Here is a 25,556-nt window from a genome sequence, read left to right as displayed (position 1 = left end):
AACTCATAGACTTTCTATATATTTTTTTACATCAGGACCTACAAAAATTTCTCCATCATCAGTAAAAAGTATTGGTCTTTTTACTAGCATACCATCTGTAGCTAATAAATCGTAAGCTTCTTCATTGGTCATCTCTGTTAATTTATCTTTTATATTATTTTCCCTATAAATTTTGCCTGATGTATTAAAAAACCTTTTGATTGGCAATTCTGTTTTTTCATGCCAATCTTGTATTTCATCAGCAGATGGATTGTCTTCTTTTATATCTCTATATTCATAGGAAATGTTTTTTTCTTCTAACATTTTTTCTACACCCTTGCAGGTAGTACATTTTTTATAGCAAATTAATTTCATCTTATCCTCCTTAAATATTAAAATAGTGGGTTTATATTTACCCACTTTCTTCTATTATACATTATTTAAATTTTTATTATAATCTGGGTGTAAATATTGCCCCTTGCCTTTAGTTTTTCTGCCATAGTTAATAGCATTTGTTGGACAAGCGTGGTAGCATCTTAAGCAAAGCAAACAAGTATCCTCTACCCAAACCGGTTTGCCATCTATAATTTTTATAGCATCTACTGGACAATCATTTGCACATATCCTACAAGATATGCAAGCATCACTTACTTCAAATTTTTTGGTTGTTTTAAATTTACCATAGGCGGATTGGACTACATTTCCTACAAATTTTGCTACTTTGGAATCTAAAAAATTGCCATAAACTCCATTGTCTATCCTCTTTTTTATTAAAGATATTTCATAATCGGAAGCTTCATTTATTTGAGCTATTTTTTCTTTATTGTTTACATCAGTTAGCAAAACAAAAGCATCAGGCATTCTTATATCAAAACTAGCATCTAGCTCAAGACCTTTTTTAATAAAAATATCTCTTACTTGCCTGCTACTATATCCTGTAGATCCTCCACAAGTACCTAGGTAAAAAGTATATGGATGTTTGTCAAAATTTATTTTTAAGTCTTCTAAAAAAGATTTTATATTTGCTGGTAATCCTCCTGCATGGGACGGAGCTAGGATACCTAGCCTATCATTGTTTTTTATAAAAACTTCTTTTATGTCTTTTTGCTTACCAACTTCAATTATTTTTTCGCCTGCATAGGCAATTTCATTTACGACATGCTTGGTATTACCTGTTGCCGAAAAATATATGAGCATCTTATATCCTTTCTATATAGTAGTCTATTGTTTCTACTGGATAATTATTTTCTATTCTTCTTTCTAGATCTTCTAAAACTGACTTTGCCGTATCATTATCATTTGATATGGTTACAAAACCCATATGAGCAATATTTCTAATTTCATTATTAGAAAGCTCTGCAGCAGAAATTTTTAGATTATTTCTTGCATAATCAATAATCGATTTTGTCACCTTTCTCTTATCTTTTAGGCTGAAGCTATTATTTATTTTTATCTTTATTTCCAATAAATATATGTAAATAATTTATACCTAACTTTCTTTATATTTTTGACCTATAAAACTCGAGTAATTATTAAGAATTGTTTTTTTAAAATATATATTATATCAAATATTGGTAAAGGAATAGGTCATGCGACTAGTTAATATTATAAGCAATATTAGTAAATTTAACAATAGCATGCCCATAGCTTATTTATTTGATTATTAAATCTTCATATAATCTCTATCAATTTTATCTTTTATTAACCAGCTTATTTTTCCATAAGTAGAAAATCCCCCGTAATTTGCCAAAGCTTTTTTATTACCACAATTTATGATTTGTAAGTATTTTTCTTGGGGTTCATAAACTTCATAATCTCCATCTTCCCATATAAGTTTCAACAAGTTTTTATATAAAAAAGGTGCCTCGCGTATAGCATAAACTCCTGTTTTTACCATATCTGGATATTTTTTTATACTTGCTACATCTCCCATAGCTAGCACATTATTATCTACAAATAAACTATCATTTACAGCTATATAATTTTTATCCAAAGTCTTATATCCATCAAAATTGACATTTGGTCCACGAAAACCAGATGTTATAAAAGCATAGTCAAAGTCATAAGTATTTTTATTTGTAAATATCTTTTTATTTTTAAGCTCTGTGACCCTCTCATCTTTTATTACTCTTATATCTTTACTAGATAAAATATTTTCAAATCTTTTTTTGGTTTTTTTATTAAAATTAGAGAGTATATCATGGGCTGTAATTATACTAATATCTGCATTAGCAAAGCTTGCCTTAAATGATAGGGCTAGTTCTATGCCAGATGCTCCAGCGCCAATAAATGTTATTTGAGGATTATTTTTATCTTTACAAAGTAAGTCTATCTCTTTTTTAGCACTAACTACATTTAAAATAGGTTTTACAAGACATACATCTTTAGAATCTATAGGGAAATTTATTTTAGAAAGCGATCCTAAATTTATTGACAAATAATCAAAGCTATAGGCGTTATTTTTTGTAATTACCTTTTGCTTTTTCTTATCAATAGTAGTTATTTCTTCTTTTATATAAGTAGCTCCTGACATTTTACAAAGCTTGGCTATGTCAAAAGATATCTCTTCTTCTGTATATATATCTTCTATAAAACCAGCTAGCATTCCTGAATAATATTGCCTGTCATAATCAGATATTAAAATTACTTTGTGGTCTTTTATAGGATTTTTAATTAATTTTTTTAAGATGTTTATATGTCCATGGCCGCCACCAGCCAAAACTATAGTTTTCATAATACTCCTACACTAATTACTTATTATCTATATTATACTATATAAATAATAAGTAGTACGAAAAAAAGAGAACCCAGTGGGTTCTCTTAACTTGGAGTTTATACAAAGTTTCTTGTTATATTATTCTTCTATTTCTGCTTCAGGAATTTCTTCGTTAACTGGTTGTTCTGATTCTTCCTCTGTTTCCTCAGCTTCTTCGTCAGCTGGTTGTTCTGATTCTTCCTCTGTTTCTTCAGCTTCTTCGTCAGCTGGTTGTTCTGATTCTTCTTCTGTTTCTTCAGTTTCTTCGTCAGCTGGTTGTTCTGATTCTTCTTCAGTTTCTTCGTCAACTGGTTCTTCTACTTCTTCTGGATCTTCTTCATTAAATTCTGGATCTATTACTTCACCTTGATCTGGATCAGTATCATCTGCTGTTAATAAGTTTTCTAGGAAGCTTTGTAATTCTTCAGTTGCTTGGTTGATTTCTGCAACAGTTACTCTTGCTTTATTTTTTGTGTGAACTGCTTTTTTAATAGCATCACTTAATTGAGCTTTTTCTTCTTTAGTAAGTTCTTTATTGTTTAATTTTAATTTTCTAGCGTAGTCGATTAGTTTATTTAAATCTTTTTTAACATAGATTGTAGCTACGTCTTCATCAGTAATGTCTGCAGATTCTTTAGCAGTATTCATTGCTTCTTTTAATTGTTCATTTGCTTTTTCAAGTTTTTCATTGCTAGCGTATGGATCAGCTAAAGTTAATGCTGCTTTTGTTATTTGTAGTCCTATTTCTACGTGAGCTTTTTTTGTTTTTCCTTGAATGTCATTGATTGAGAATCTAATTGCTTCTATTGATTCAGATGCTAACTGAACTCTTGGACCTGCTTTAGATGGATCAACATTTTTTAATGCACCTATTATTTTTTCTAGAGCTTTTACATATGGACCTTTACCTGGAATTGGAAGTTTATTTACAACTTTTATTAAATCTTCTGCTCTATCTATAATGTCCTTAATTTTTTCAGGATTTACAGCATTTGGATTTATTTGTGTGTAATAACTAGTATTAACTGGTTCTGCATTAGCAGATGCTACTGCTGGTGCCATTGCTGATAGTACAAATGATGCTGAAAGGCCTAGGCTTAAAATTTTTGCTTTTGAATTTTTCATAATATGTCCCCCTTAAAATTTAAAATTGAATTATTGTCTTGTCAATTATTATATTAACACTTATTAAAAAAATTTAAATACACATTTGTGTGGTTACATATTAAATATATATTATTATATTATTTTATATTATATCATTATTTTATATATTTTTAAATAAATGCAAATAAAAAAGCATAAGATACATCCTCATGCTTTTTATAAATTAATATAACTTGTGTTCTTGATCTCTATGCCAAACTGGTTCTTCTATTCCATCATCCAATTGTTTTTGATAGTCTCTTAAAACGAATCTTACATCTTTAAATAATAAAAATAAGCAAATTACGTTTATAAACACAACTATACCAACAAATACATCGATGAAGCCCCAAACTATGGTTAAATCCATTTGTGTTGCAACTAAGAACATTATAAAGGCAAATATCCTATAAATCCATAATGGAATTTCATATTTTTTACCAAACATTAAAAGAATATTACTTTCACCATAAAATAAATCTGCAATTAGAGTTGTAAATCCAAATAATGCCATAGATAAGAATACTAGCCATCTACCTACTTGACCAAATTGTGATTGGAAGGCATCTTGGACTAATAAAATACCATCGTGACCATTACCAGCTACTCCTGTTAATAATATTGCAAAAGCAGATAATGTACAAATAATAATTGTTGTTACAAATGTCCCAAACATACCTAGAAAACCTTGTTCAGCTGGGTGTTTAACATCTGCAGCTGCATGCATGATACCCGCTATACCATTACCAGCATCATTTGAAAATAGTCCACGAGCAACCCCATGTCTAAATGCCTCTGTAATTGTGTGTCCAGCAAGCCCACCAACTATTGCTTCTGGTTTGAATGCTCCTCTAAAAATTAATCCAAACATAGCTGGTACATTTTTAATATGTGTAATAATAATAAATAAAACCGCTAAAATATAAAGTCCTGCCATAATAGGAACAACTTTTGATGAGAATTCAGTAAGTCTTTTTACTCCACCTATAGTAATAACTGCTGCAGCAATTGTTACAACAATCCCCGGCCAAATAGGGTTGGCATTAACAACACCTGAAAAAGCTAGTCCAATTGAGTTAGACTGCATAAATGCAATACATAATCCAACACCTAAAACATAGAAAAATGCAGTAAATACAGCAAAACCACGTGTTTTTAAACCATATTGCACGTAGTAAGCTGGACCCCCTCTATAAGTCCCATCTTCTAGTTTTACCCTATATACTTGACCTAAAACGGTTTCAGCAAAGGTAATTACCATTCCTAATAAAGCAGTAATCCACATCCAAAAAATAGCCCCAGGTCCACCCCAAACTATAGCTGTTGCAACACCTACAAGAGATCCTGTACCTACTTGTCCTCCAACTGCAGTTGCTAAAGCTGCAAAACCACTGATGTTATCACCAGATTTTAAATTTTTCTTTAAAACTCTTTTAATATTACCAGCATATTTGAATTGTGGAAAGCCTAGTCTTAGTGAATAATAAAGACCAACTGCTAATAATATGTACCCTATAACGTTATCCCACATCCAATTGGCAACGCTGATTATACTCTTCATACAATCCTCCTTATTTTAAATATGTATTAAAAAATACCTGTCTATTATATAATATATATCAATATATTTCAAATAATGAAATAATTAGTGTTCTTTATTGCAAAAAACTCTAAATATAGCTATTCCTTGTTACTTTAATGTATTATCTAATAATAATAAAACAGAAAATAATGATAAGGTTTTACTAACTTTGTTTTTTATCCTATACTATTTATATACAATAATACACAAAATATTATCAAAACATTTTTGTTAATTAAGCTAAAGTTATTAAAAAATTTAGGAGAATATATGCAAGTAAATTTTAATGATAATAAAAAAGCAAATCTTGTAAAATTCGCTTATAAAAATGAACATTTCAATCCATATTTTAAAGGAGATTTGGGTGAAATTTTGCCAAATCCAAATAATAACTCTTTTCTTTTAGGACTAGGAGAAAAAGAAAAACTAGATAGAGACAGTTTTCAAAAAGCTATATACAAATTAACAAAAGCTGCAATTAAGCTAGACTTAAACGAGCTTTCCTTTCAAAAAGAAAATATCGATATAGAAAATAATGAATTTTTATACCAAATTATAGAAGCTGTAAGTCTTGGATCATATAACTTTGACCATTATAAAAAGGAAAAATCTGGTAAAATTAGCTATATAAATTTTCCAGAAAAATTAGATAATAAAAATTCAAATACAGATGTAGAGCAACTAGTAGTCCTAGATAGCCAAAATTTTGTGCGTGATTTGGTAAACCTACGTTCAAACGATATTTATCCAGAAACCTTAGCACAAAAAGTTAAAGAAAGATTTGCTAAAAAAGATGTAAATGTCAGAATATACAATGAAAATCAAATAAAAGAAATGAACCTAACAGCCTACTTAGAAGTAGCAAAAGGTTCTGATAATCCACCTAGATTTATAGTTATGGAATATCTAAATGGAGAAAAAAGTCAAAAACCACTAGTATTTGTCGGCAAGGGACTAACTTACGATTCTGGTGGTTATTCTATAAAATCAAATGCTGGTATGAAAACTATGAATGCCGATATGGCAGGAGCAGGAACTGTAATCGGGGCTATGGATGCAATTGCTTCAAATGAACTTTCTGTAAATGTTGTAGGAGTTGTAGCAGCTTGTGAAAATTCTATTTCAGGCAAAGCTTACAAACCAGGCGATATTATAAGAGCAAGAAACAATATGACAATCGAAATAGATAATACAGATGCAGAAGGCAGGATAACTCTAGCAGATGCAGTAAACTACGCATCTACAGAATACAACCCAGAAATGATAATTGATCTTGCAACACTAACAGGAGCTTGCCTTGTAGCACTAGCAGAAAGCTACACAGGAGCTGTTACAAACAACCAAAAAATATTTGAAAAAGTTCTAGAAGCAGCCAAAGAAGCAGACGAAAAAATCTGGCAACTACCAAATGATGATACAATAAGAAAGTATAACGAATCTGAAGTAGCGGATGTCAAAAACTCAGGCGGTAGACTAGGTGGTACAATCACAGCCGGCCAATTTATAGAAAACTTCATAGAAGAAAAACCATGGGTTCACCTAGATATAGCGGGCACAGCCTACCTATCAAAACCACAGGGTTTATTTGAAAAAGGTGCAACTGGTGTCCATGTCAAAACTCTTTATAATTTAGCAAAAAAATTTAGCAAGTAAATACAAACATAGAAAAAGCTACCATTTATTGGTAGCTTTTTTTGCTAAATATACTTATATTTTATATTACTAAGACTGTAATTATTCAGCTTTAGATAACTCGTCTTCTGACATCCATTTGTGATTTTTTATCTCTTTCCCAGTTTCTGTATCTGTGTAAGTGACCATATAAACATTGGTCTTTTCAGCAGAATCAACAGTTGCAGTTGCACCTTTCATACCTGGCATATGAGAAGCTTCTAAAACCACCTCATCGCCTGCTTGATATGGTTCATCTTGGGCATTTTCTAATTCTTCATGTACTACCCATTTGTGGTTAGCTACAGTTTCACCTGTCTCAGTATCATCATAAGTTACTTCATAAGCAGTAGTGTCATATACGCCTACCACTGTACCAGTAGCACCTTTCATGCCTGGCATATGATCATTTTCAATAACCACTTCGCTACCTACTGGATAAAGAGGATTTTCTGCTTCTTTCATTCCTTCTGGAACTTCACCAGATTCATCATGCACCATTTCTTCGTGCTCACTTTCATTTGAAGATTCATCCTCTGTAATTTCTTCAGTATCTTTAGCTGTATCGTCCTCAGTAGTTTCTTCTACTGTAGTTGTTGGTTCTTCTACTTCTGTTTGCCCATCATCATTTGTACCACAAGCACCTAGCAATAATGCAGATGATAGTAAAACAGCTCCTAATTTCTTTTTATTATTTTTCATACTCTTCCTCCTCTTTTAAAATATAAAGTATCCTTACAAATTCAAGTCTAAAAATATCTTAAACAATAGCAAGTAAATATTTTTATTCCCATCCTTTGCTCATTATTATCAGTTAATTAAAAAACGCTTAATTAACTGATAATCCCCTCCTTTGCTCATTATAACCTAAGTAAATTTTAGGATATAATACACTCTTACCCTAATAAGCAGACTTACTATCAATGTAGAAGATTGATACGCAACAGATGCAACTCATGCCCATATGTAAATTCTCTATAGTCTTACAAAGTCTTATAGTAATTAAAAAAGAGCTGCCGTTGGCAGCTTTTTAGTTATTCTTTACTGGTAAATTCTATATCCCCTATAGTTCTTTGATTTGTCCAATAAGAACCTTCCAAGTGATTTTTTTTAATTAATAGCCTTGCTGTTCCTAGCTGTATTGGATTGTCTTTAATAAACTCACTTTTAGGATTTGTTGTATAGGTATAGTATAGTACATAGTCTCCATGCTCCTCAATTATATCACTTACTACACTCTTACTAGTAATTTCATTTGACTTTAAAGATACGCTAACTGACGTAAAAGTTTGCTTTATTTCAATATCTACATACTTTTCATAAGTTTGATTATTGTGAAAATATTTTATTTTACCTAAATAAGATTCTTTTAAATGAGGAGTTTTAGAAAAAGGGTTTATTTTCCATATCCATCTTTCATAAATTAATATTGGTACAGCGGTTATACTAACTACGGAAGAAATCACCCCAACCCAATCTTCTATATTATTAGGATTCTTAATAAATATTAATATTATTAATATTATAGAAGCAATCCTAATACTTATTTTCCTAAGTTTTTCATTGTTTGATGTCATATTGATAAAAATCACTGAGTTCTTCTATAAACTTTATATAAACATTAGATCTTCCAGGATCATCATCTACTAAGTTTTTTATTCCATTCACTTCTTTAAATTGATTTATATTGAATCTATTACTATATAAATATTTTACTATACCTTCAAAAGTAAAAATGTAAAATTCACTGTATCGAGTGAATAATTCATCAGGAACATTATACAGTAGGCATTCAACTCCAAAAGAACTAGCTTTACTAGCAAATTCAAACTTATTTTCTACCATTTGATAACGTATTTCTTTAGCTATTCTAACCATCTTTTTAAAAAAGTAATTTGTCATTTTATTCTTTTCAATTCCATTTCTAATATTCTGTTCTGGATAATTTATAATCTCACTCCCGTCATCAGCATAAATTAAAATTCCGCCGGTATAATTATCTTTATCAAGTAAATAATCATTGCTATAATCTCTATATCTTAAAGAAGGTACAACATCAGCATCTTTTCTGTAAAAGTTACCATTAATTTGAATTGCTTTATTTTTTCTAATAACATCTTTTTCAAACTTTCTTCTTAATGCTATTTCCACTTCATCTTTAAATGAAAACTCTTTTTTAGGAGCAGCTACGAATCCATAGTCAATTCTTGATAAACCTTCTCTGTATAGAGTTCTAAAAGTGTCTTCTTGGACAATAGCAATATCTATATCGCTACTTTTTCTAACATTTGTATTATTAGCGTATGATCCTTGCAAAAATATTTTAACTTCATATCCATAGTTATTCTTCATTTTTACTCTATAGTATGGAGTATCTTCACTAAAATTAGTAACTTCATGAGATTTTTTTAGACCTAATTCTTCTAATGCTTCAGATACCATTCTAACGGCATTCTCACATTCATCTTCTTCTGTTTTACTAAGTGGCTTTGAGTATTCTCTTAATTTTTCTTCTGAAAATTCTATAATAATCCTCCTTTATAAAATCAATTAAATTCAGTAACTTCTATATCCCCTACTCAAAATAAGGCCTAATCTTCTGGTCTATAAATTTATGCGTATCTTTTCTAAGCATAGATTTAAATTTTAGTAAACTTAAATTTTCACCACTTTCCTCATTATAGAGGTCTTTGTTGGCGTTTTTTATTAGCTTATCCTCACCCAGTGGTTTTTTTACTTCTTTTTTATCTATCGGGTAGTTGGCTATTAAAAATTCCAAGTCTTCTTTGTTTACCTTATAATTATCTACAAAGTCATTTATATTTTTTTGGATGATGGTGTTAAATTTATCTTTTGCTACTTCATCTATGATAGCATTTTGATATTTATCTGGGTTTTGGTCTATTTCTTCTATAATTTGCCTGTAAACCTCTCCCTTGGCTGGATTTTGTTTGATAAGCTCTGCTAGAGTTTTTTCTATCTCATCAGCGTTTTTGTGATTAGTTTCTCCCCTACTATTGGCTTTTTCTTGGATGAGGCTAGTTAGGTAGGAATAATCAATCGTATCAGATCTTACTGAAATAGGGTGGTAATTTATATCCAATAGGTCAATATCATCATCTATATCACCAGGTTTTACTAAAGCTTTTACATAGTTATAGTAATCTAGATACTCAGCTAGCTGGTCTTCATTTATAATATTTTTATAAAAATCTTCATCCTCTGTATAGTCACTATAAACCATAACGGCTGCATTTGCCCTATCAAATTTTTGAAAGGCTTTTACAAATTCTACCATAGCATCGAAACCTATTTCAGTTTCTGGATTATCCACTATTCTAAATTGCAATAAGTCCTCAGCGGCATCCTCAAATCTGCGTTTTGCTTCATTATAATCAGGTGCAGTTACAAAGTTGCCACCGCCATTTGAATAAAGGCTAAAAGCATTTTTTATGGCATCTTGAAAGGCAAATGGTCTTCTAAAAGTAACTATCTGTCCATAAGATTTTCTCTCATCATAAAGTCTATTTGTTCTAGAAAAGGCTTGAATAAGTCCTTGTGGTGTCATAGGTGGCCTATCTATAAATAATAACCCCAAACTTGGCGCATCAAAACCTGTCAAAAGCCTATCCACAACAATAACTATGTCTACCTGCTCGCTTCTAATTTTGTATTTATTTTTCTTACGAGCCAATCTATCATTTAAATTGCGGTTATAGGCCCCGATTGTTTCTAGAGAGAAATTTGTGGCAAACTCCTCGTTATAATCAGCTAGCGCCTCCATCATTTTTTCTTTATTTTCCTGGGTCATTTCTTGGTTTTCTGAGATGGAATAAGTAATGGCAATTTTTGGAAAATCAGCTTGTTTTTTTCTTATCCTATCAGAGATTTTAATATCACTTTCTAATGATATAACCCTTTTAAATAATTCATAGTATTTTTGAGCATCTTTGATAGATGAGGTTGTAAGTATGGCTCCATAAGATTTGCCAGGCTCCCTATCAAGGGCAAATTTCCACGTCATATTATTTATAATATCATCTATAACCCTTAATTTATAAGCATCCGTTTCAAAATATCCGTCAGGAATATATTTTTCCAAGTCATAAGGATCCATTTCAAAGGCATTTTTTTCTGGGAAATGTTCTTCTACTATTTCATAGGCCTGATCATTTGTTATCATTTGCTTATTTTCCACCTGAAAACCAAGCACTGCCCCATCACCAATGGCTTCTTTAATAGTATATTCATGAAGTCTTTTGCCAAATTGTTCCTCTGTTGTTTGTGGCAAATCGCCTAGGGCCTGCTTTTTGTTTTCTGCAAATATAGGTGTACCAGTAAAGCCATACCATAATGAATTTATAAAAAATCTTTTTAAAATATTTTGTTGCTCTGGGGAGATTGCCCTGTGGCATTCATCTACTACAAAGGCTACTTCTAATTGTTTTAATTTTGCTAGCTGGCTATCAGTCAGTCTATTTTCGCCCTTGCCAATTAGATAATTTAATTTTTGTACAGTAGTAACCACCACTGACCTATCATTTGATAGTAAATGTTTTTTAAGCTTGCCAACATTGTCAGTTGATTCTATATCTACCGTATCATTTTGGGCATAGGATAAAAATGAATTTGTAGTCTGCTGGTCTAGGTCCACCCTATCTACCAAAAATATAGTTTTTTGGATACGAGGTATCTGGTATAGGTTGCGGCTGGCCTTGTAAGAAGTCAAAGTCTTACCAGATCCAGTAGTATGCCAAATATATCCTGACTCATGCTTACTAGCTGCAGCTTGCAAGGCTTTTATAGCGTGAATTTGATAGGGTCTTAGGATAATAATATTTTTGCTATCATCATCCAGCACACTATAAAAAGAAATCAGCTGATGGGCTTGGGGAATAGATAAGACTTCTCTAGCAAAATCAAACAAATCATCCACAGCTTCATTTTCGCTATTATTCCAACGGGTTAAAAATTGTTTTTTGCGCTCTATATCATTGCTAGCAGCAATATATCTTGTAGTATGGCCATTTGATATAACAAAAGTTTGCAGGCACGAAAAAAGTCCTCGGTACTTATCACTGGCCACGTATCCTGCTATCTGATTAAAGGCCTCCATATGGTTTACATTTCTTTTTTTAAGCTCAATTTGTATCAAAGGCAGGCCGTTAAATAAAAGTGTCACATCAAAACGGGCGTTTTTGTCCAAGCGATTTGTCTTTGGAGCTTCAAATTGATTTATAACTTGGTAAACACTAGATCCACCGGCTACGTCTTGGCGTTTAAAAACTGTTAGCATAATCATGCCAAGGGACGCATCTTCCCTTTGCAAAGGCACTTTTGCTATGCCATTTTCTCCAACCAAAAACTTGCCTGCATCATAAAAGGAAGTAAATTCCATTTGCCCTTGAATTTGGCGAAACTCAGCATCAGTTAGAGGGTGATCATCTAGGACATCCTTATTATTTATCTCAAGTATTTTTCTAAAGTTGGCCCATAAGTCAGCATGACTTTTGATACTTGGCTCATATGTCCACTGGCTTTTGCCCTCACACAATCTTTTTATCAAAGTGTCTTCTAATATTTGTTCATCATCAAACTTTATCTCAACCATAGGCTCTCCTATACAAACATTTTTTGGAGTAGAGATTTTTTCATATCTCTATATGCATCTAGTAATTTTTCTTCCCTTGCAATTTTTTCATCTAGCTTTTTAAAGAAATTTCCTATTTTTTCTTGTTCTTCTAGACATGGGACTATTATTTCAAATCTATCAAATGTAGATTTATTAATTATTTTTGTAGCAGAGTTTCCTGCTAAACTTTCAAATCTATTTTTTGAATTATTCATAGCTTGTAATATGAAGTAACTACTGTGATTACTTGGTATTATTGCATTTATTTGTTGATTAATTGAAACAGGTACTATATTTATAGTATTTTTACCAATTGAAGCAATTGATGTAATTAATACAGAGTTTTCTGGTAAATATCTTGATTTTCCCAATCCCAATTCAGTCAAATATCTTTCAGAATTATAAATTGTAGGTCCATCAATATCAGTAGGAGTTACCCATATATTATCTGGTTTATCATTCCAATACAAATTATTTTTGGTTGAGGGAGTATTACCGGTTACTGTTTTACCTATTTTAGATAGTTGAACTGGCATCCAATTGTCTTTAAACTCATCAAATCTAAATTCAGGAACAATGGAATCTTTTTTGGGAAACATTTTTTGTAGCATAGATTTTTTAAAGGCTATAGTTTGGTCTACAAGCTCTTGTTGACTTTCGATCAGCTGGTCAATTTTACTAAATAGGTCCCCTATATCTTCTTGTTCTTTAATATCAGGATAGCTAATAACGTCTTTTTTAATATCGCTTCCATATAAATGCACCACAGATTTACCTTGAGCTAATTTTGATAAATTTTTTCTATTTTTTTCTGTAGATAAAGTTAAAGCTTCAAAATGAGGTGATATTTTTTCACATGGGGTTAATATATTCAAGTCACCTCCTAAAATAACACCCGCCATATTCATGTGTGAAGCTCTCGCTAAATCCAAAGCAGTTTCTCCAGATGTTGGTATTAATACTTCATTCCCAATACTTAAGACAGAGCTACTCTTAATAGATTTTACATAAGTTTTTAACTCATTTATTTGCATTTTATAATCAGTATACATTTGTCCATAAAGAAATATTGGATTTCCCTCATCAGACAAATCATTTTTAGAGTATCCTTTACCTTTTGAAAATTCATTTAATTTTCCTAAAGTATTCTCTTCCCACTCTCCATCAAAACCAGCAAATCTCAGCTCTGGCATTTTAGTCATTGTCGTCACCTAGGATTTGTAAAAATTCTTCTAATTCTCTTTGTGCCTCATCTGTATTTGCCACTAGATTTTTCATATCATTATAGATTTCATCTTTTAGCTTTTGATTTTCTTTTTCTATTTGCTCTATATTTTTTGATACTTCTCCTAAATCTATTGGCTCTTCTTCCTCAAAGGTATCTACATAGCGGGGGATATTTAGGTTGTAGTTATTTTCTTTGATCTCATTATAGCTTGCTAGATGGGCAAATTTGTCTATGTCTTCTTTCTCTTTATAAGCCTTTATAATTTTTTCTATATTTGCATCTGTCAATTCGTTTTTGTTACCTTTTTTGACAAATTCTTCGCTAGCATCTATAAAATATACTGAACGGTCGGTCTTATCTTTTTTGAGGATTAAAAGGCTTACTGGGATACCTGTTGAGTAGAATAGGTTTGGAGCAAGGCCTATCACTGCATCAAATATTCCTTTTTCTAGGAGCATTTTCCTAATTTTTTCCTCCTTGCCTCCTCTAAATAAAACTCCATGAGGCAATAATATAGCCATGGTTCCTGAATTTTTTAAGTGGTAGAGTCCATGGAGTAAAAATGCAAAGTCTGCCTTTGATTTTGGTGGCAATACTCCAAAATCTGAAAAACGTGGATCATCTAAAAATCCATCTGTGGCATCCCATTTTGCACTGTATGGTGGATTCATCACTACTGCATCAAAGTTTGTAGGCTCATCTACTGGCCAATCGTCTGATAGGGTGTTACCTTGGTTTAGAGATTGGTATTCTAATGGTACTCCGTGAAGGATCATATTCATACGTGCAAGATTATAAGTAGAATTATTTAGCTCTTGACCAAAATATCTTATCCTAGATGGCTCATTGGAAAAATTTTTGGGATTTAAAAGCAAGGATCCAGATCCCATGGTTGGGTCATAGACTGTATATCCTTTTACATTTTCTTTGCCATCCATAACTATCATAGCCATAAGTCTACTTACTTCTTGTGGTGTATAAAATTCGCCTGCTTTTTTGCCTGATTCACTAGCAAAATTGCTTATCATATATTCGTAGGCATCCCCTAATATATCTCCAGAGTAGTCTGCAAGATTGATAGCTGATATTTGTTTCATAACATTGGCTATTCTTTTGTTTCTATCTTGTAAAGATTTGCCAAGTCGATTTGAATATAGGTCCACATCATCAAATAATCCTCTAAAGTTCTCATCTGATCTTTCTATATCATTAAAGGCTTGTTTTAAGTCATCTAATTGGAAGGTCTTCTCATCGATTTCTCTTATAAGATTTGTAAATGTATATTGAGCTTTGATTACAAATCCATCCTCATATTTTAGCTCCTCTAAAAGTAAGTCAGCATCTTCGGAATCTAGAGCTTTTTCATATTCTTTTTGGATTTCTACTAGATTATCAGTTTCTAATTCCAAAAGATTGGATATTTTTTTAAGTTGCTTATCTGATAAGTATTTATAAAAAATGATCCCTAAAAGATAATTTTTGTACTCATTAGCATCCATAAAGTTACGCAAATCATCTGAAGCGGACCATAATTTTTGGTATAAGTTATTTGTTTTTTCCATATTATTCTCCTTATAAATATTATAACATAGAAAAACAATGATTTTTTCAATAAAAAAAGCCTAGTTACACTAGGTTTTAATTAAAATATTTATTTGTCTAGGGCTTTTAAAAGTTCTCTAGCTACAGCCTTCCCTGAAAATGGATTTTGTCCGGTTATTATCCTACCACATTTTATGGCATTTGGGGTGTATGGTAGAGTTTTTACAAAATTTGCTCCCCTATATTTTGCTTCTTGTTCACTGCTGTAAGGGACTTTATCTCCCTTGCCTCCTAATTTTTCCTCCTCATCTGTAAATCCTGTTATATTTCTACCATCTATAAGATATTTGTCATTGTAGTCTTTTAGATTTAATAATCCTACTAGACCATGGCAAACTGAACATACATAGCCGCCATTGTGGTATATTTTTTCTGCTATTTCTTTTAATTCTAAATTTTTAGGAAAGTCCCATAATACTCCATGACCTCCCGTATAGTAAATAGCTATATAATCATCTGGATTAATATCACTCGGTTTTAGAGAATTATTTATGGCTCGTCTTTTAAAATCAAGAGAATTTAGTATTTGGTAATCTTTTTTGCTAGCATATGGTTTTTTCATAGACCTAGGATCTAGTGGTATTTTTCCACCTTTGGGACTAACATAGTTTACTTTTATGCCATTTCTTTTTACTTTATCTACAAATTCTGTTGCTTCTGCTAGCCAGAGTCCAGTTTTTTCACTATCATCTCCATAATGATCGGTATTTGTCATTACTACTAGTATTTTTTTATCCATAATAACCTCTTTTCTTACTATATATTATTACTACCCACAGATAGGCATAGAAAAAACCGCAAACTCTATGTTTACGATTCTTCTTTAAATATAGTTGCATTTTTTAAATAATTGTTAGGATATTTTTCTAAGAGTTTTTTATATAATCTAACACTTCATTTTTACTAATGATCCCATTTTTATATTTATTGATAAGCGATAAATATTTTTCTTTTTTTATGGGACTTGCCTTGTCTTTAAAATAACCCAATATATGCTGGTAAGCAATTACCATATCTTTTTTGATTCTATTAGTATTTCTATATTTTCAAGTTTAAATTCATCTGTCTTTAGATGTTCTTTAATAGCTAAATAATGTTTGTGGGATTTTAAAAATTACAAGGTATTTATTTTTTGCCCAAAGCTTTTCTATCTTCTTTTCTATACATCTATCCTTTTTAATATATCTGGGACTTCTGACAAATCTTTTATATCAAAATCTACTTTTATTTTTGTTTCATTTATGTTTGTATTTGGGTTAAACCATATATTTTTTATAGCAGCATTGTTTGCTCCTCTAATATCAGAGGTCAATGAGTCGCCTATCAAAATATATTCTTTTTTGTTAGTTGATCCTATTTTTTCAAAAATTTTGTCAAAAAATGCTTTATTAGGTTTATCTACTCCTAAATCTTCTGATATAAAAACATCATCTAAGATTTTATCTAGGCCAGAATTTGTAATTTTGCCTGTTTGAGCTATTTTTGAACCATTTGTAACTGCATATTGCTTGTAATTATTTTTTAATTCATTTAAAACTTCCTTAGCATGGTCGTGAAAAAATACTTGTCTGCCAAGTTCTTTTTGAAAGTTTAGATTAAAATTTTCTACTAGATTATCATCATAATCTATGTTATATTTGGTAAAAAATTCTCTAAAACGTCCTAGTAAAACTTCATCTCGGTCTATTTCACCATTTTCGAGTCTTTTCCAATATTTATCATTTATTTTTTATAACCTAGAAGGGCATTTTCGTCAGTGACTTTTATGCCAAATTTTTCAAAACCATTTATCATGGATGCTTCTTCGGCTAAATCAAAATTTAAAAGTGTATTGTCAATGTCCCAAAGAATATAATTAATCATTATAAATTACTATTATCTATTATCTCTCTTAATGTTCTAGCTGAATGTTCTAATTGTTCTTGTTCTTTATCTGATAATGGTACTTCTATGATATGTGCTACACCTGATTTACCAATAACTGTTGGCACACCAATGTGAATATCTTTTAATCCAAATTCTCCATTAAGATAAGAAGATGTTAGGAAAACTGTATTTTCATCGTTTAGAATAGCTCTAACTATACTTGAAAGTGCTGTACCTATTCCGTAGAATGTAGCTCCTTTTTTGTTAATAATTTCATAAGCGGCATTTACAGTTTTATCAAAAGCAGCATCTAAAGATTCTTGGCTAATGTTTGGATGGGTGCTTTTCCACTCTTCTATGCTAAGTCCACCAACATTTGCATTTGACCAAACTGGGAATTCTGTATCTCCGTGTTCTCCCATTATGTAAGCATGGACTGATCTATAATCAACGTCTAATAGATCTCCAATTTGTTTTTTAAATCTAGATGTATCCAAAGTTGTACCAGAGCCAATAACTTTATTAGCAGGAAATCCTGAGTACTTCATAGTTGCATATGTTGTAACATCTACTGGGTTTGAAGCTACTACGAATATTCCATCAAATCCACTTGCTACAACTTTACCAATCATATCTTTAAAAATCACTAGGTTTTTATCTACTAATTGTAAACGTGTTTCACCTGGTTTTTGTGGAATACCTGCAGTAATTACAACTACTTCTGCATCTTTGCAATCAGCATATTCTGCCTTATATACTTTTTTTGGATAGGTGAAGCTTAAGGCATCTGTTAGATCTAGTACATCACCTTCTACTCTTTCTTCATTTATATCAATAATTCCTAATTCACGTCCTACACCTAAAAGTGATGAAGAATAAGCAAATGAAGAGCCTACCGCACCATCACCAATTAAAATAACTTTACTATCTTTCATTATAACTCCTTTTCTAAATTACATAGTTTTTTTAACTATATTAAAACTATAACATTATAATTTGTAATTTAAAGTCTAAAATGACATTTTAAAAATTAAAGCTAAGAATGTAAGGACTATTGCAAGTGGTACATATAAATATTTCCCCAATTTATACCATTTGTCTGAGTAATTATTTTTACTACTTTGATTTATTTCATCTAACAGTTTATCTTTTTTCAATACATAAAACCATGTTATGGCACCAATTGATGCACCTATCGGAATAATATATATAGAAACAATATCCATATACTGTCCAAAAGCATCTATAGTTTCTAGATTTATACCTAGTAAAAAAACTATTGTTCCCAAAACAATAAAAACTGTTTTTCTAGATAGATTTTTATATCTATTTGTAATTGACTCTGCTATGACCTCAAACATATTTTGTAAGGAAGATACACCTGCACATATCACCGCGAAGTATAAAAAGATAGCAAAAATTCTTCCAAATTTTATATTATTTAAAATAGTTGGTAGACTTACAAAAAGTAAAGATGGACCACCTACTTGTTGCATATTAAATACAGAAATAGCAGGAATTATTACGAGTGAAGATATTACGCCAGATAGTGTGTCAAAAAAACCCGTATGGATAGATGAACTTACAATATCTTCTTTTTTACTAATATAAGATCCCACAACTATCATTCCAGATCCTGTTATAGAAAGCGAAAAAAATGCCTGACCCATTGCTGCTATAATTGTATCTAAATTTAAAGTTGATGGATCATATTTAAACATATTAGCATAACCAGTACTTGCCTTAGGCAGTGTGGCAACTTTTATAGCCAAAATTACAAACAAAATAAAAAATACCGGCATCATAATCTTATTAGATCTTTCTATTGAGGAAGCTCCACCAAGGCAGGTAATAATTGTCAAAATAATTGCTATTAAGTGAAATATAATCACAGAATACTTATAGTTTGCAAAACTATCAAACCAAATTGATGCATCCATTTTGAAAATATCTCCTGTTAGTGAATCAAAAAAACCTTTTAATACATAGGCAACAATCACACAATAGCCAACAGCTATTAAAAATGTTCCGATTAACGGTATGTAACCAATATTTCTTCCAACTTTTTTATTAGCTTTTCCATTATTAAAAGCATATTCATAAGCCCCCAAAGTTCCTGTTTGAGCCATTCTTCCTATTGCAAATTCTGATGATAGTCCAACATAAGAAAAAAGTATTGCAAATAATATATAAAAAATTAAAAAAACAAGCCCACCAGCTTGAAACTTATAAGGAAAACCCCATATATTTGCCATTCCCACAGCAGAACCTACTGCAGAGAGAACAACTCCAACTTTAGAACTAAATTCATTGTCCATAAGTTACTCCTTTATAATTTTATTAATAATACTTACAATTATATCTTATTTAGTAAAATTTACTAAATTTTTATAAAAATCTGCTTTTATTAACTTAATATTTGTTCAATCCTTTTTTGCAAATCTGGTAAATTATCTTCTTCAAACCATGGATTTTTCTTTAGCCAGCCTATATTTAAGGGACTTGGATGGACTATTGGAAAATATTCTGGCAAATATTCTTTATAATTTTTTACAGTTTGAGTTAAATTTTTCTTACGTTTTTTGCCTAGATAATATTTTTGTGAATAAGCTCCTATCAGTATAGTTAGCTTTATATTTGGCATTTGATCTAAGATTTTTTGGTGGTAGTCTTCTGCTATAAATTTTCTAGGTGGCAAGTCCCCCTGCTTGGCCTTGCCTGGATAATAAAAATCCATAGGTAGAATTGCAATCTCTTTTGAATAAAATATATCTCTATCAATGCCCATCCAATTTCTTAATTTATCTCCTGATTTGTCATTAAAAGATATACCAGTCTCTTCTACAACTCTGCCTGGAGCTTGACCTATTAAAAGTACTTTAGCGTCTTTATCTACTTGAAAAATAGGATCTATAGCTCGTTTTGTATATTCTTCATTTCTAGGATCATTTTTTATTTCTTCTATAATTTTATCAAAAGTCATTATTCCTCCTAAAAAAACCACCAAATTTTGGTGGTTCTTTTTTAATTGTATTTTTCTTTTATTTCTTTTAAAAATCTACTATCTGCAAAATAGTCTATACCCATAGATTTTTTTACAGCGTTAATCTTCGCACGACCTACTTCTCTAGCATCTGCTGTACCTTTGTTTAGGATTTCTAAAACCTGATCCAGATTTTGCTCATAGTAGGCTCTTTTTTCTCTAATTGGTTCTAGTTCTTCTTCTAAAACCTTTATTAGGAATTTTTTAACTTTTACATCACCTAGACCACCTTTTTGGTAGTGAGTTTTTAGTTCATCTAGGTTTTTATATTCTGGCAAGTATTTTTCAAAATGACTATCATTTGAAAATACATCTAGATAAGTAAATACTATATTTCCTTCTACTTTTCCTGGATCTTCTATATTTATATGGTCTGGGTCTGTGTACATAGACATTACTTTTTTCTTTACAGTTTTTTTATCATCTGCAAGATATATACAATTACCTAATGATTTGCTCATTTTAGCTGAACCGTCTATGCCAGGCAATCTTTGGGCTACTTTATTTTCTGGTAAAACTGCATGTGGCTCTATAAATATTTCTTCATAGATATTGTTAAAGCTTCTAGATATTTCACGAGTTTGTTCAAGCATTGGCTCTTGGTCTACACCTACTGGAATAATATTTGCATCAAAGAGTAATATATCTGCTGCTTGACTTACTGGATAGATTAAAAATCCTGCTGGCAAGCTTGTTTCAAAGTTTTTTTGTTTAATTTCTGATTTTACTGTAGGATTTCTTTCTAATCTTGAAAGTGTAACTAGGTTTAAAAAGTAAAAAGTAAGCTCAGTTAGTTCTTCTACTTGGGATTGAACAAAGATAGTTACTTTTTCTGGATCTATACCTATGCTTAGGTAGTCTAGGGCTACTTCTATAAGATTTTCGCGAATTTTATCTGGATTATTAAAATTATCTGTTAGGGCTTGGCTATCAGCAATCATTACATACATTTTTTCAAAATTGCCTTCATTTTGCATTTTAACCCTATTTTTTAAGCTACCTACATAGTGGCCCAGGTGCAAACGTCCTGTTGGCCTATCTCCTGTCAAAATTATATTTTTTTCTTGCAAAACATTCTCCTTTTAAAAAAGAGAGGATAAGATCCTCCCTAATTAATTTTCTTTATTGCTTTCTGCTAAATAAGCATCTATAAAATCTTGTATATCTCCATCCATTACTGCTTCTATATTTCCTACTTCATAATTTGTCCTATGGTCCTTTACTAAAGTATATGGTTGGAATACATAAGATCTTATTTGGCTACCCCAAGCTATTTGGGTGTACTTACCTTGGATATCAGATATTTTTTCTCTTTGTTCTTCTTCTTTTATTTGTATAAGTTTTGATAAAAGAAGTTTCATAGCGGTTTCTCTATTTAGTATTTGGCTACGTTCCGCTTGGGAACTGGCAACTACTCCTGTTGGTATATGAGTGATCCTAACAGCAGAGTCGGTTTTATTTACGTGTTGACCACCTGCCCCACTCGCTCTATAGGTATCTACTCTTAGATCATTTGGATCTATTTCTACATCTGTGTTATCAGGTAATTCTGGGAAAATATCTACAGATGCAAAGGAAGTATGGCGGCGCGCTCCACTATCAAAAGGTGAAATGCGGACAAGTCTATGGACGCCTTTTTCTCCTTTTAAATATCCGTAGGCATATGATCCACTTACTTTTAGGGTTGCAGATTTTATACCACCAGCTTCTTCGTTGTTTATATCTGTTAGTTCATATTTAAATCCATTGTGGTCAAAATATCTTTTATACATACGAAGTAGCATTTCTGCCCAATCTGTTGCTTCAAGTCCTCCAGCACCAGCATTTATAGACATATAAGCATTATTTTTATCGTATTCGCCATCTAATTGAGTCTTAAGTTTCATTGATGAAACTTCTTTTTTTAGATTTTCCAAGTCATTTTCTATTTGACCAATAGTTTCTTGTTCTTGATTATCACTCATTTCTACTAGATCAATTAGATCAATATTATCATTTAAAGCAGTGGTGATTTCTTGATATTTTTCTAGATCATCTTTTTTTGCTGCCAAGTCTGCCATTATAGCTTGAGCTTTGTCGCTATCATCCCAAAAATCTGTGGCAAAGGTCTTTTTTTCAAGATCCTTTACCTCATTTTCTAAATTTTCTGGGTCAAAGGGAGTCTCCAATTAGCTTCATTGTTTCAGATAATTCTTCAATTGTTTCTCTTAATTGATATATTTCTGTCATATTATTTCTTTACGTTAGATTTTTTGATTTCGCGTTCTAATCTTCTGCGTTCTGCTCTATTTAGTCCTTGCATTGGATCTTCATCGTCTGATTCATTTTCGCTATCACCATCTAATTGTGGCCCAGCTTCTCCTGTTGGATTCATAACCTGTTTTCTTTGGATATTTTGTTTTATTTCAACATTCATCATGTATCTAACAGTTTCTTCTTGGATAGCTCTAGTCATTTCTTCATACATAGTAAAACCATCATTTGTATATGCACGAACTGGATCTTCGTTACCCATTGCACGAACACCAATTTCTTTTCTCATTTGATCCATAGCATCGATGTGGTCCATCCATTTTTGATCGATAACTCTTAGCATAATAACACGTTCTACTTCTCTCATATTTTCCGGACCAAATTGAGCTTCTTTATCCTCATATTTAGCAAGTGTTGCCTGAGTAATATAATCGATTAATTCTTGTTGAGTGTAATCATTTATATTTTCAAAGTGCAATTGTGTTACTGGTATTCCTAGACTATTTAAGTGGTTAAGTAAAGCTACCATTTCCCAATTTTCTGGTTTTATTTCTGGATTTGTAAAGTTATATACACTATCTGCTATAACATCTTTTATCATAGAAACAATAGTTTCTTTCATATCTTGACCGTAAAGAACATCAGCTCTTTCATTGTAGATAATCGTTCTTTGCTTATTCATAACGTCATCGTATTGTAGGACTCTTTTACGTGTTGCAAAGTTGTTTGCTTCTACTCTTGTTTGAGCTTTTTCTACTGATCTACTTACCATTTTTGAAACTATTGGTTCATTTTCATCAAAATTTGAATTTTCAACAAATTTTGCTACTTGTTCCCCACCATTTAACCTGATAAGATCATCTTCAAGTGATATAAAGAATCTAGAATGTCCTGGGTCTCCTTGACGACCTGAACGTCCTCTTAACTGATTGTCTATACGACGTGATTCGTGACGTTCTGAACCTATTATATATAAACCGCCTACTTCTTTTACTTTTTCAGCTTCTTCTTTTACAGTTGGTCTAATTTGATCTTTGTAGTGTCTAAATTTCTTACGAGCATCTAAGATTTCTTGGTCACTTGTGTCTGCATATGAATCTACTTCTTCAAGCAATTCTTCACTCATGCCTTCTCTTTTTAGTTTTTGCTTAGCCATATCATCGACATTACCACCAAGCATAATATCTGTACCACGTCCTGCCATGTTTGTTGCAATTGTAACAGCGCCAAAACGACCTGCTTCTGCAACTATTGCAGCTTCTCTTTCGTGGTTTTTAGCATTTAATACTGTATGTTTGATGCCCGCTTTTTTTAAAGCTTGGGATAATCTCTCGCTTGCTTCGATAGAAATTGTACCAATTAGGATTGGTTGTCCTGTTGGGTGGATTCTATTTATTTCATCTATAATAGCATTAAATTTACCATTTTCGTTGATATATACATAGTCAACATCATCTACCCTTTGAATTGGTTTATTGGTTGGTATCTCAACAACATCTAAGTTGTAAATTTCGTCAAACTCTTCTTCTTCGGTTTTTGCAGTACCTGTCATACCTGAAAGTTTGTCATACATTCTAAAGTAGTTTTGGAAAGTAATTGTAGCAAGTGTTTTACTTTCAGCTTTTACTTCTACACCTTCTTTAGCTTCTATGGCTTGGTGAAGACCATCTGAGAATCTTCTACCTTGCATGATACGACCTGTAAATTCATCTACTATTTCTACTTCTCCGTTATTTACAACATAGTCTATATCACGGTGCATAGTTGTGTTTGCTTTTAAGGCGTTGTTAATATAGTGAGACAATTCCAAGTTTTCTGGATCTGACAAGTTTTCTATATCAAAGAATTTTTCAGCTTTTGCTGTTCCTTTTTCTGTAAGGTTTGATGTTTTTCTTTTTTCATCTACTAAAAAGTCTACATCTTCTACTTTAAACTCACGGTCAAATGGATCGATTTCTGCATCTTCATTTGGATCTAGAATTCTACCTTCAAGTGTTTGGATAAATTGATTTGCACTTGTATAGGTATCTGTTGATTCATCTCCTTGACCTGAGATGATAAGTGGTGTACGTGCTTCATCAATTAAAATTGAGTCAACCTCATCAACTATAGCATAGTTTAGACCACGTTGTACCATATCATCTTTGTAAATAACCATATTATCTCTTAGGTAGTCAAAACCAAATTGGTTATTAGTACCATAGGTAATATCTGCAGCGTAGTTTTGTTTTCTTTCGCTATTGGTTAGACCATATACGATACAACCTACAGTCATACCAAGGAAAGTAAATATTTTACCCATCCACTCTTGGTCACGTTTTGCAAGATAGTCGTTTACTGTAACAATGTGTACTCCTTTGCCAGATAAAGCATTTAGATATGCCGGACAAGTTTCTACTAAAGTTTTACCTTCACCAGTTCTCATTTCTGCTATCTGACCATTGTGTAAAACAATACCACCAAGTAATTGCACTGGGTAATGTTTCATACCTAAAACTCTATCACTTGCTTCACGCACAGTTGCAAATGCTTCTGGTAAAAGATCATCTAAGCTTTCACCATTTTCTAATCTTTGTCTAAATTCTACTGTTTTGTGTTGTAACTGTTCGTCAGTTAGTTGTTGCATAGACTCATCTAGGCTAAGAATCTTATCAACCAATTTTTGGTTATTTTTTATTTCTTTTTCACTAAATGACTTAAATAAATTAAATAATGCCAAATTGTTCACTCTCCAATTCTCTTAATTATTCATCCAATGATTTAAAATAATTAAGTTTTACCACTATTATATTAAAGTAA

General features: G+C 31.4%; 23 protein-coding genes. 1 reads left to right on the top strand and 22 read right to left on the bottom strand.

Annotated features, from left to right (window positions below; all coding sequences use genetic code 11):
* Positions 1–3: 3 nt before the first annotated feature.
* The 6 genes from DY249_RS01965 to DY249_RS01940 form a co-directional block, all read right to left on the bottom strand.
* Positions 4–354 carry a Spx/MgsR family RNA polymerase-binding regulatory protein gene (locus DY249_RS01965; protein WP_101539870.1) on the bottom strand — a complete coding sequence of 117 codons (351 nt, stop codon included), beginning with the start codon at positions 352–354 and terminating at the stop codon, positions 4–6.
* A 54-nt stretch (positions 355–408) separates the two neighbouring features.
* Positions 409–1,176: an EFR1 family ferrodoxin gene (locus tag DY249_RS01960; protein WP_115595002.1), complete on the bottom strand. Its 768-nt coding sequence runs from the start codon at positions 1,174–1,176 to the stop codon at positions 409–411.
* 1 nt (position 1,177) lies between these two features.
* On the bottom strand, positions 1,178–1,444 hold the full coding sequence (locus tag DY249_RS01955; protein ID WP_172540047.1) for a DUF503 domain-containing protein: 267 nt from the start codon (positions 1,442–1,444) through the stop codon (positions 1,178–1,180).
* 198 nt (positions 1,445–1,642) lie between these two features.
* Positions 1,643–2,713 (bottom strand): NAD(P)/FAD-dependent oxidoreductase, encoded by a 1,071-nt coding sequence (locus DY249_RS01950; RefSeq protein ID WP_101539867.1) that lies wholly within the window; start codon positions 2,711–2,713, stop codon positions 1,643–1,645.
* Between the two features lie 120 nt (positions 2,714–2,833).
* Positions 2,834–3,859 (bottom strand): CAMP factor family pore-forming toxin, encoded by a 1,026-nt coding sequence (locus tag DY249_RS01945; RefSeq protein ID WP_115595000.1) that lies wholly within the window; start codon positions 3,857–3,859, stop codon positions 2,834–2,836.
* Between the two features lie 205 nt (positions 3,860–4,064).
* Complete coding sequence (locus tag DY249_RS01940; RefSeq protein ID WP_115594999.1) at positions 4,065–5,441, bottom strand: alanine/glycine:cation symporter family protein; 1,377 nt, start codon at positions 5,439–5,441, stop codon at positions 4,065–4,067.
* A 291-nt stretch (positions 5,442–5,732) separates the two neighbouring features.
* Between DY249_RS01940 and DY249_RS01935 the strand changes: the two genes are divergently transcribed.
* A complete protein-coding gene (locus tag DY249_RS01935) occupies positions 5,733–7,115 on the top strand; it encodes a leucyl aminopeptidase (RefSeq protein WP_115594998.1) in 1,383 nt (460 codons plus the stop codon).
* Between the two features lie 81 nt (positions 7,116–7,196).
* On the opposite strand, the gene DY249_RS01930 is transcribed toward DY249_RS01935, so the two are convergent.
* From DY249_RS01930 to secA, 16 genes are all read right to left on the bottom strand, one after another.
* Positions 7,197–7,835: a YdhK family protein gene (locus DY249_RS01930; RefSeq protein WP_115594997.1), complete on the bottom strand. Its 639-nt coding sequence runs from the start codon at positions 7,833–7,835 to the stop codon at positions 7,197–7,199.
* Between the two features lie 332 nt (positions 7,836–8,167).
* On the bottom strand, positions 8,168–8,725 hold the full coding sequence (locus DY249_RS01925) for a Cap15 family cyclic dinucleotide receptor domain-containing protein (protein WP_115594996.1): 558 nt from the start codon (positions 8,723–8,725) through the stop codon (positions 8,168–8,170).
* Positions 8,694–9,575, bottom strand: coding sequence for a nucleotidyltransferase domain-containing protein (locus DY249_RS01920; protein WP_115594995.1), 882 nt, complete (start codon positions 9,573–9,575; stop codon positions 8,694–8,696). Before DY249_RS01920 ends, DY249_RS01925 begins: the two co-directional genes overlap by 32 nt.
* Positions 9,576–9,708: 133 nt before the next feature.
* Positions 9,709–12,744, bottom strand: a complete 3,036-nt coding sequence (locus tag DY249_RS01915) for a type I restriction endonuclease subunit R (protein ID WP_115594994.1) — start codon at positions 12,742–12,744, stop codon at positions 9,709–9,711.
* Positions 12,745–12,752: 8 nt separating this feature from the next.
* Positions 12,753–13,967 carry a restriction endonuclease subunit S gene (locus tag DY249_RS01910; protein WP_115594993.1) on the bottom strand — a complete coding sequence of 405 codons (1,215 nt, stop codon included), beginning with the start codon at positions 13,965–13,967 and terminating at the stop codon, positions 12,753–12,755.
* A complete protein-coding gene (locus tag DY249_RS01905) occupies positions 13,960–15,555 on the bottom strand; it encodes a type I restriction-modification system subunit M (protein WP_115594992.1) in 1,596 nt (531 codons plus the stop codon). Before DY249_RS01905 ends, DY249_RS01910 begins: the two co-directional genes overlap by 8 nt.
* Before the next feature lie 89 nt (positions 15,556–15,644).
* Positions 15,645–16,334, bottom strand: a complete 690-nt coding sequence (locus DY249_RS01900) for a type 1 glutamine amidotransferase domain-containing protein (protein WP_101539858.1) — start codon at positions 16,332–16,334, stop codon at positions 15,645–15,647.
* A 127-nt stretch (positions 16,335–16,461) separates the two neighbouring features.
* Positions 16,462–16,608 carry a DUF1722 domain-containing protein gene (locus DY249_RS09485; protein WP_115594991.1) on the bottom strand — a complete coding sequence of 49 codons (147 nt, stop codon included), beginning with the start codon at positions 16,606–16,608 and terminating at the stop codon, positions 16,462–16,464.
* Between the two features lie 146 nt (positions 16,609–16,754).
* Positions 16,755–17,282, bottom strand: a complete 528-nt coding sequence (locus DY249_RS01890; RefSeq protein WP_245943566.1) for an HAD-IA family hydrolase — start codon at positions 17,280–17,282, stop codon at positions 16,755–16,757.
* Between the two features lie 35 nt (positions 17,283–17,317).
* On the bottom strand, positions 17,318–17,458 hold the full coding sequence (locus DY249_RS09300; RefSeq protein WP_245943481.1) for a hypothetical protein: 141 nt from the start codon (positions 17,456–17,458) through the stop codon (positions 17,318–17,320).
* Entirely contained in the window at positions 17,458–18,396 is a 939-nt protein-coding gene (locus tag DY249_RS01885) for an L-lactate dehydrogenase (protein WP_101539856.1), read from the bottom strand. The genes DY249_RS09300 and DY249_RS01885 overlap by 1 nt, the downstream gene beginning before the upstream one ends.
* Before the next feature lie 75 nt (positions 18,397–18,471).
* Positions 18,472–19,779, bottom strand: coding sequence for a sodium-dependent transporter (locus DY249_RS01880; protein ID WP_115594990.1), 1,308 nt, complete (start codon positions 19,777–19,779; stop codon positions 18,472–18,474).
* Positions 19,780–19,868: 89 nt separating this feature from the next.
* A complete protein-coding gene (locus DY249_RS01875; RefSeq protein WP_101539854.1) occupies positions 19,869–20,444 on the bottom strand; it encodes a uracil-DNA glycosylase family protein in 576 nt (191 codons plus the stop codon).
* A 41-nt stretch (positions 20,445–20,485) separates the two neighbouring features.
* A complete protein-coding gene (trpS, locus tag DY249_RS01870; protein WP_115594989.1) occupies positions 20,486–21,574 on the bottom strand; it encodes a tryptophan--tRNA ligase in 1,089 nt (362 codons plus the stop codon).
* Positions 21,575–21,616: 42 nt separating this feature from the next.
* Positions 21,617–22,733 (bottom strand): peptide chain release factor 2 gene (gene prfB / locus DY249_RS01865; RefSeq protein WP_115594988.1). Its coding sequence is split into 2 segments (ribosomal slippage): positions 21,617–22,657 and positions 22,659–22,733, totalling 1,116 coding nucleotides; the frame shifts between segments, so codons are not numbered across the junction.
* Between the two features lies 1 nt (position 22,734).
* Positions 22,735–25,476, bottom strand: a complete 2,742-nt coding sequence (gene secA, locus DY249_RS01860; RefSeq protein ID WP_115594987.1) for a preprotein translocase subunit SecA — start codon at positions 25,474–25,476, stop codon at positions 22,735–22,737.
* Positions 25,477–25,556: the final 80 nt, after the last annotated feature.

The organism is Anaerococcus octavius, assembly GCF_900445265.1.
GTDB lineage: Bacteria > Bacillota > Clostridia > Tissierellales > Peptoniphilaceae > Anaerococcus > Anaerococcus octavius.
The sequence above is the reverse complement of the archived record's forward strand: the minus strand, read 5'-3'. Positions and strand labels throughout refer to the sequence as shown.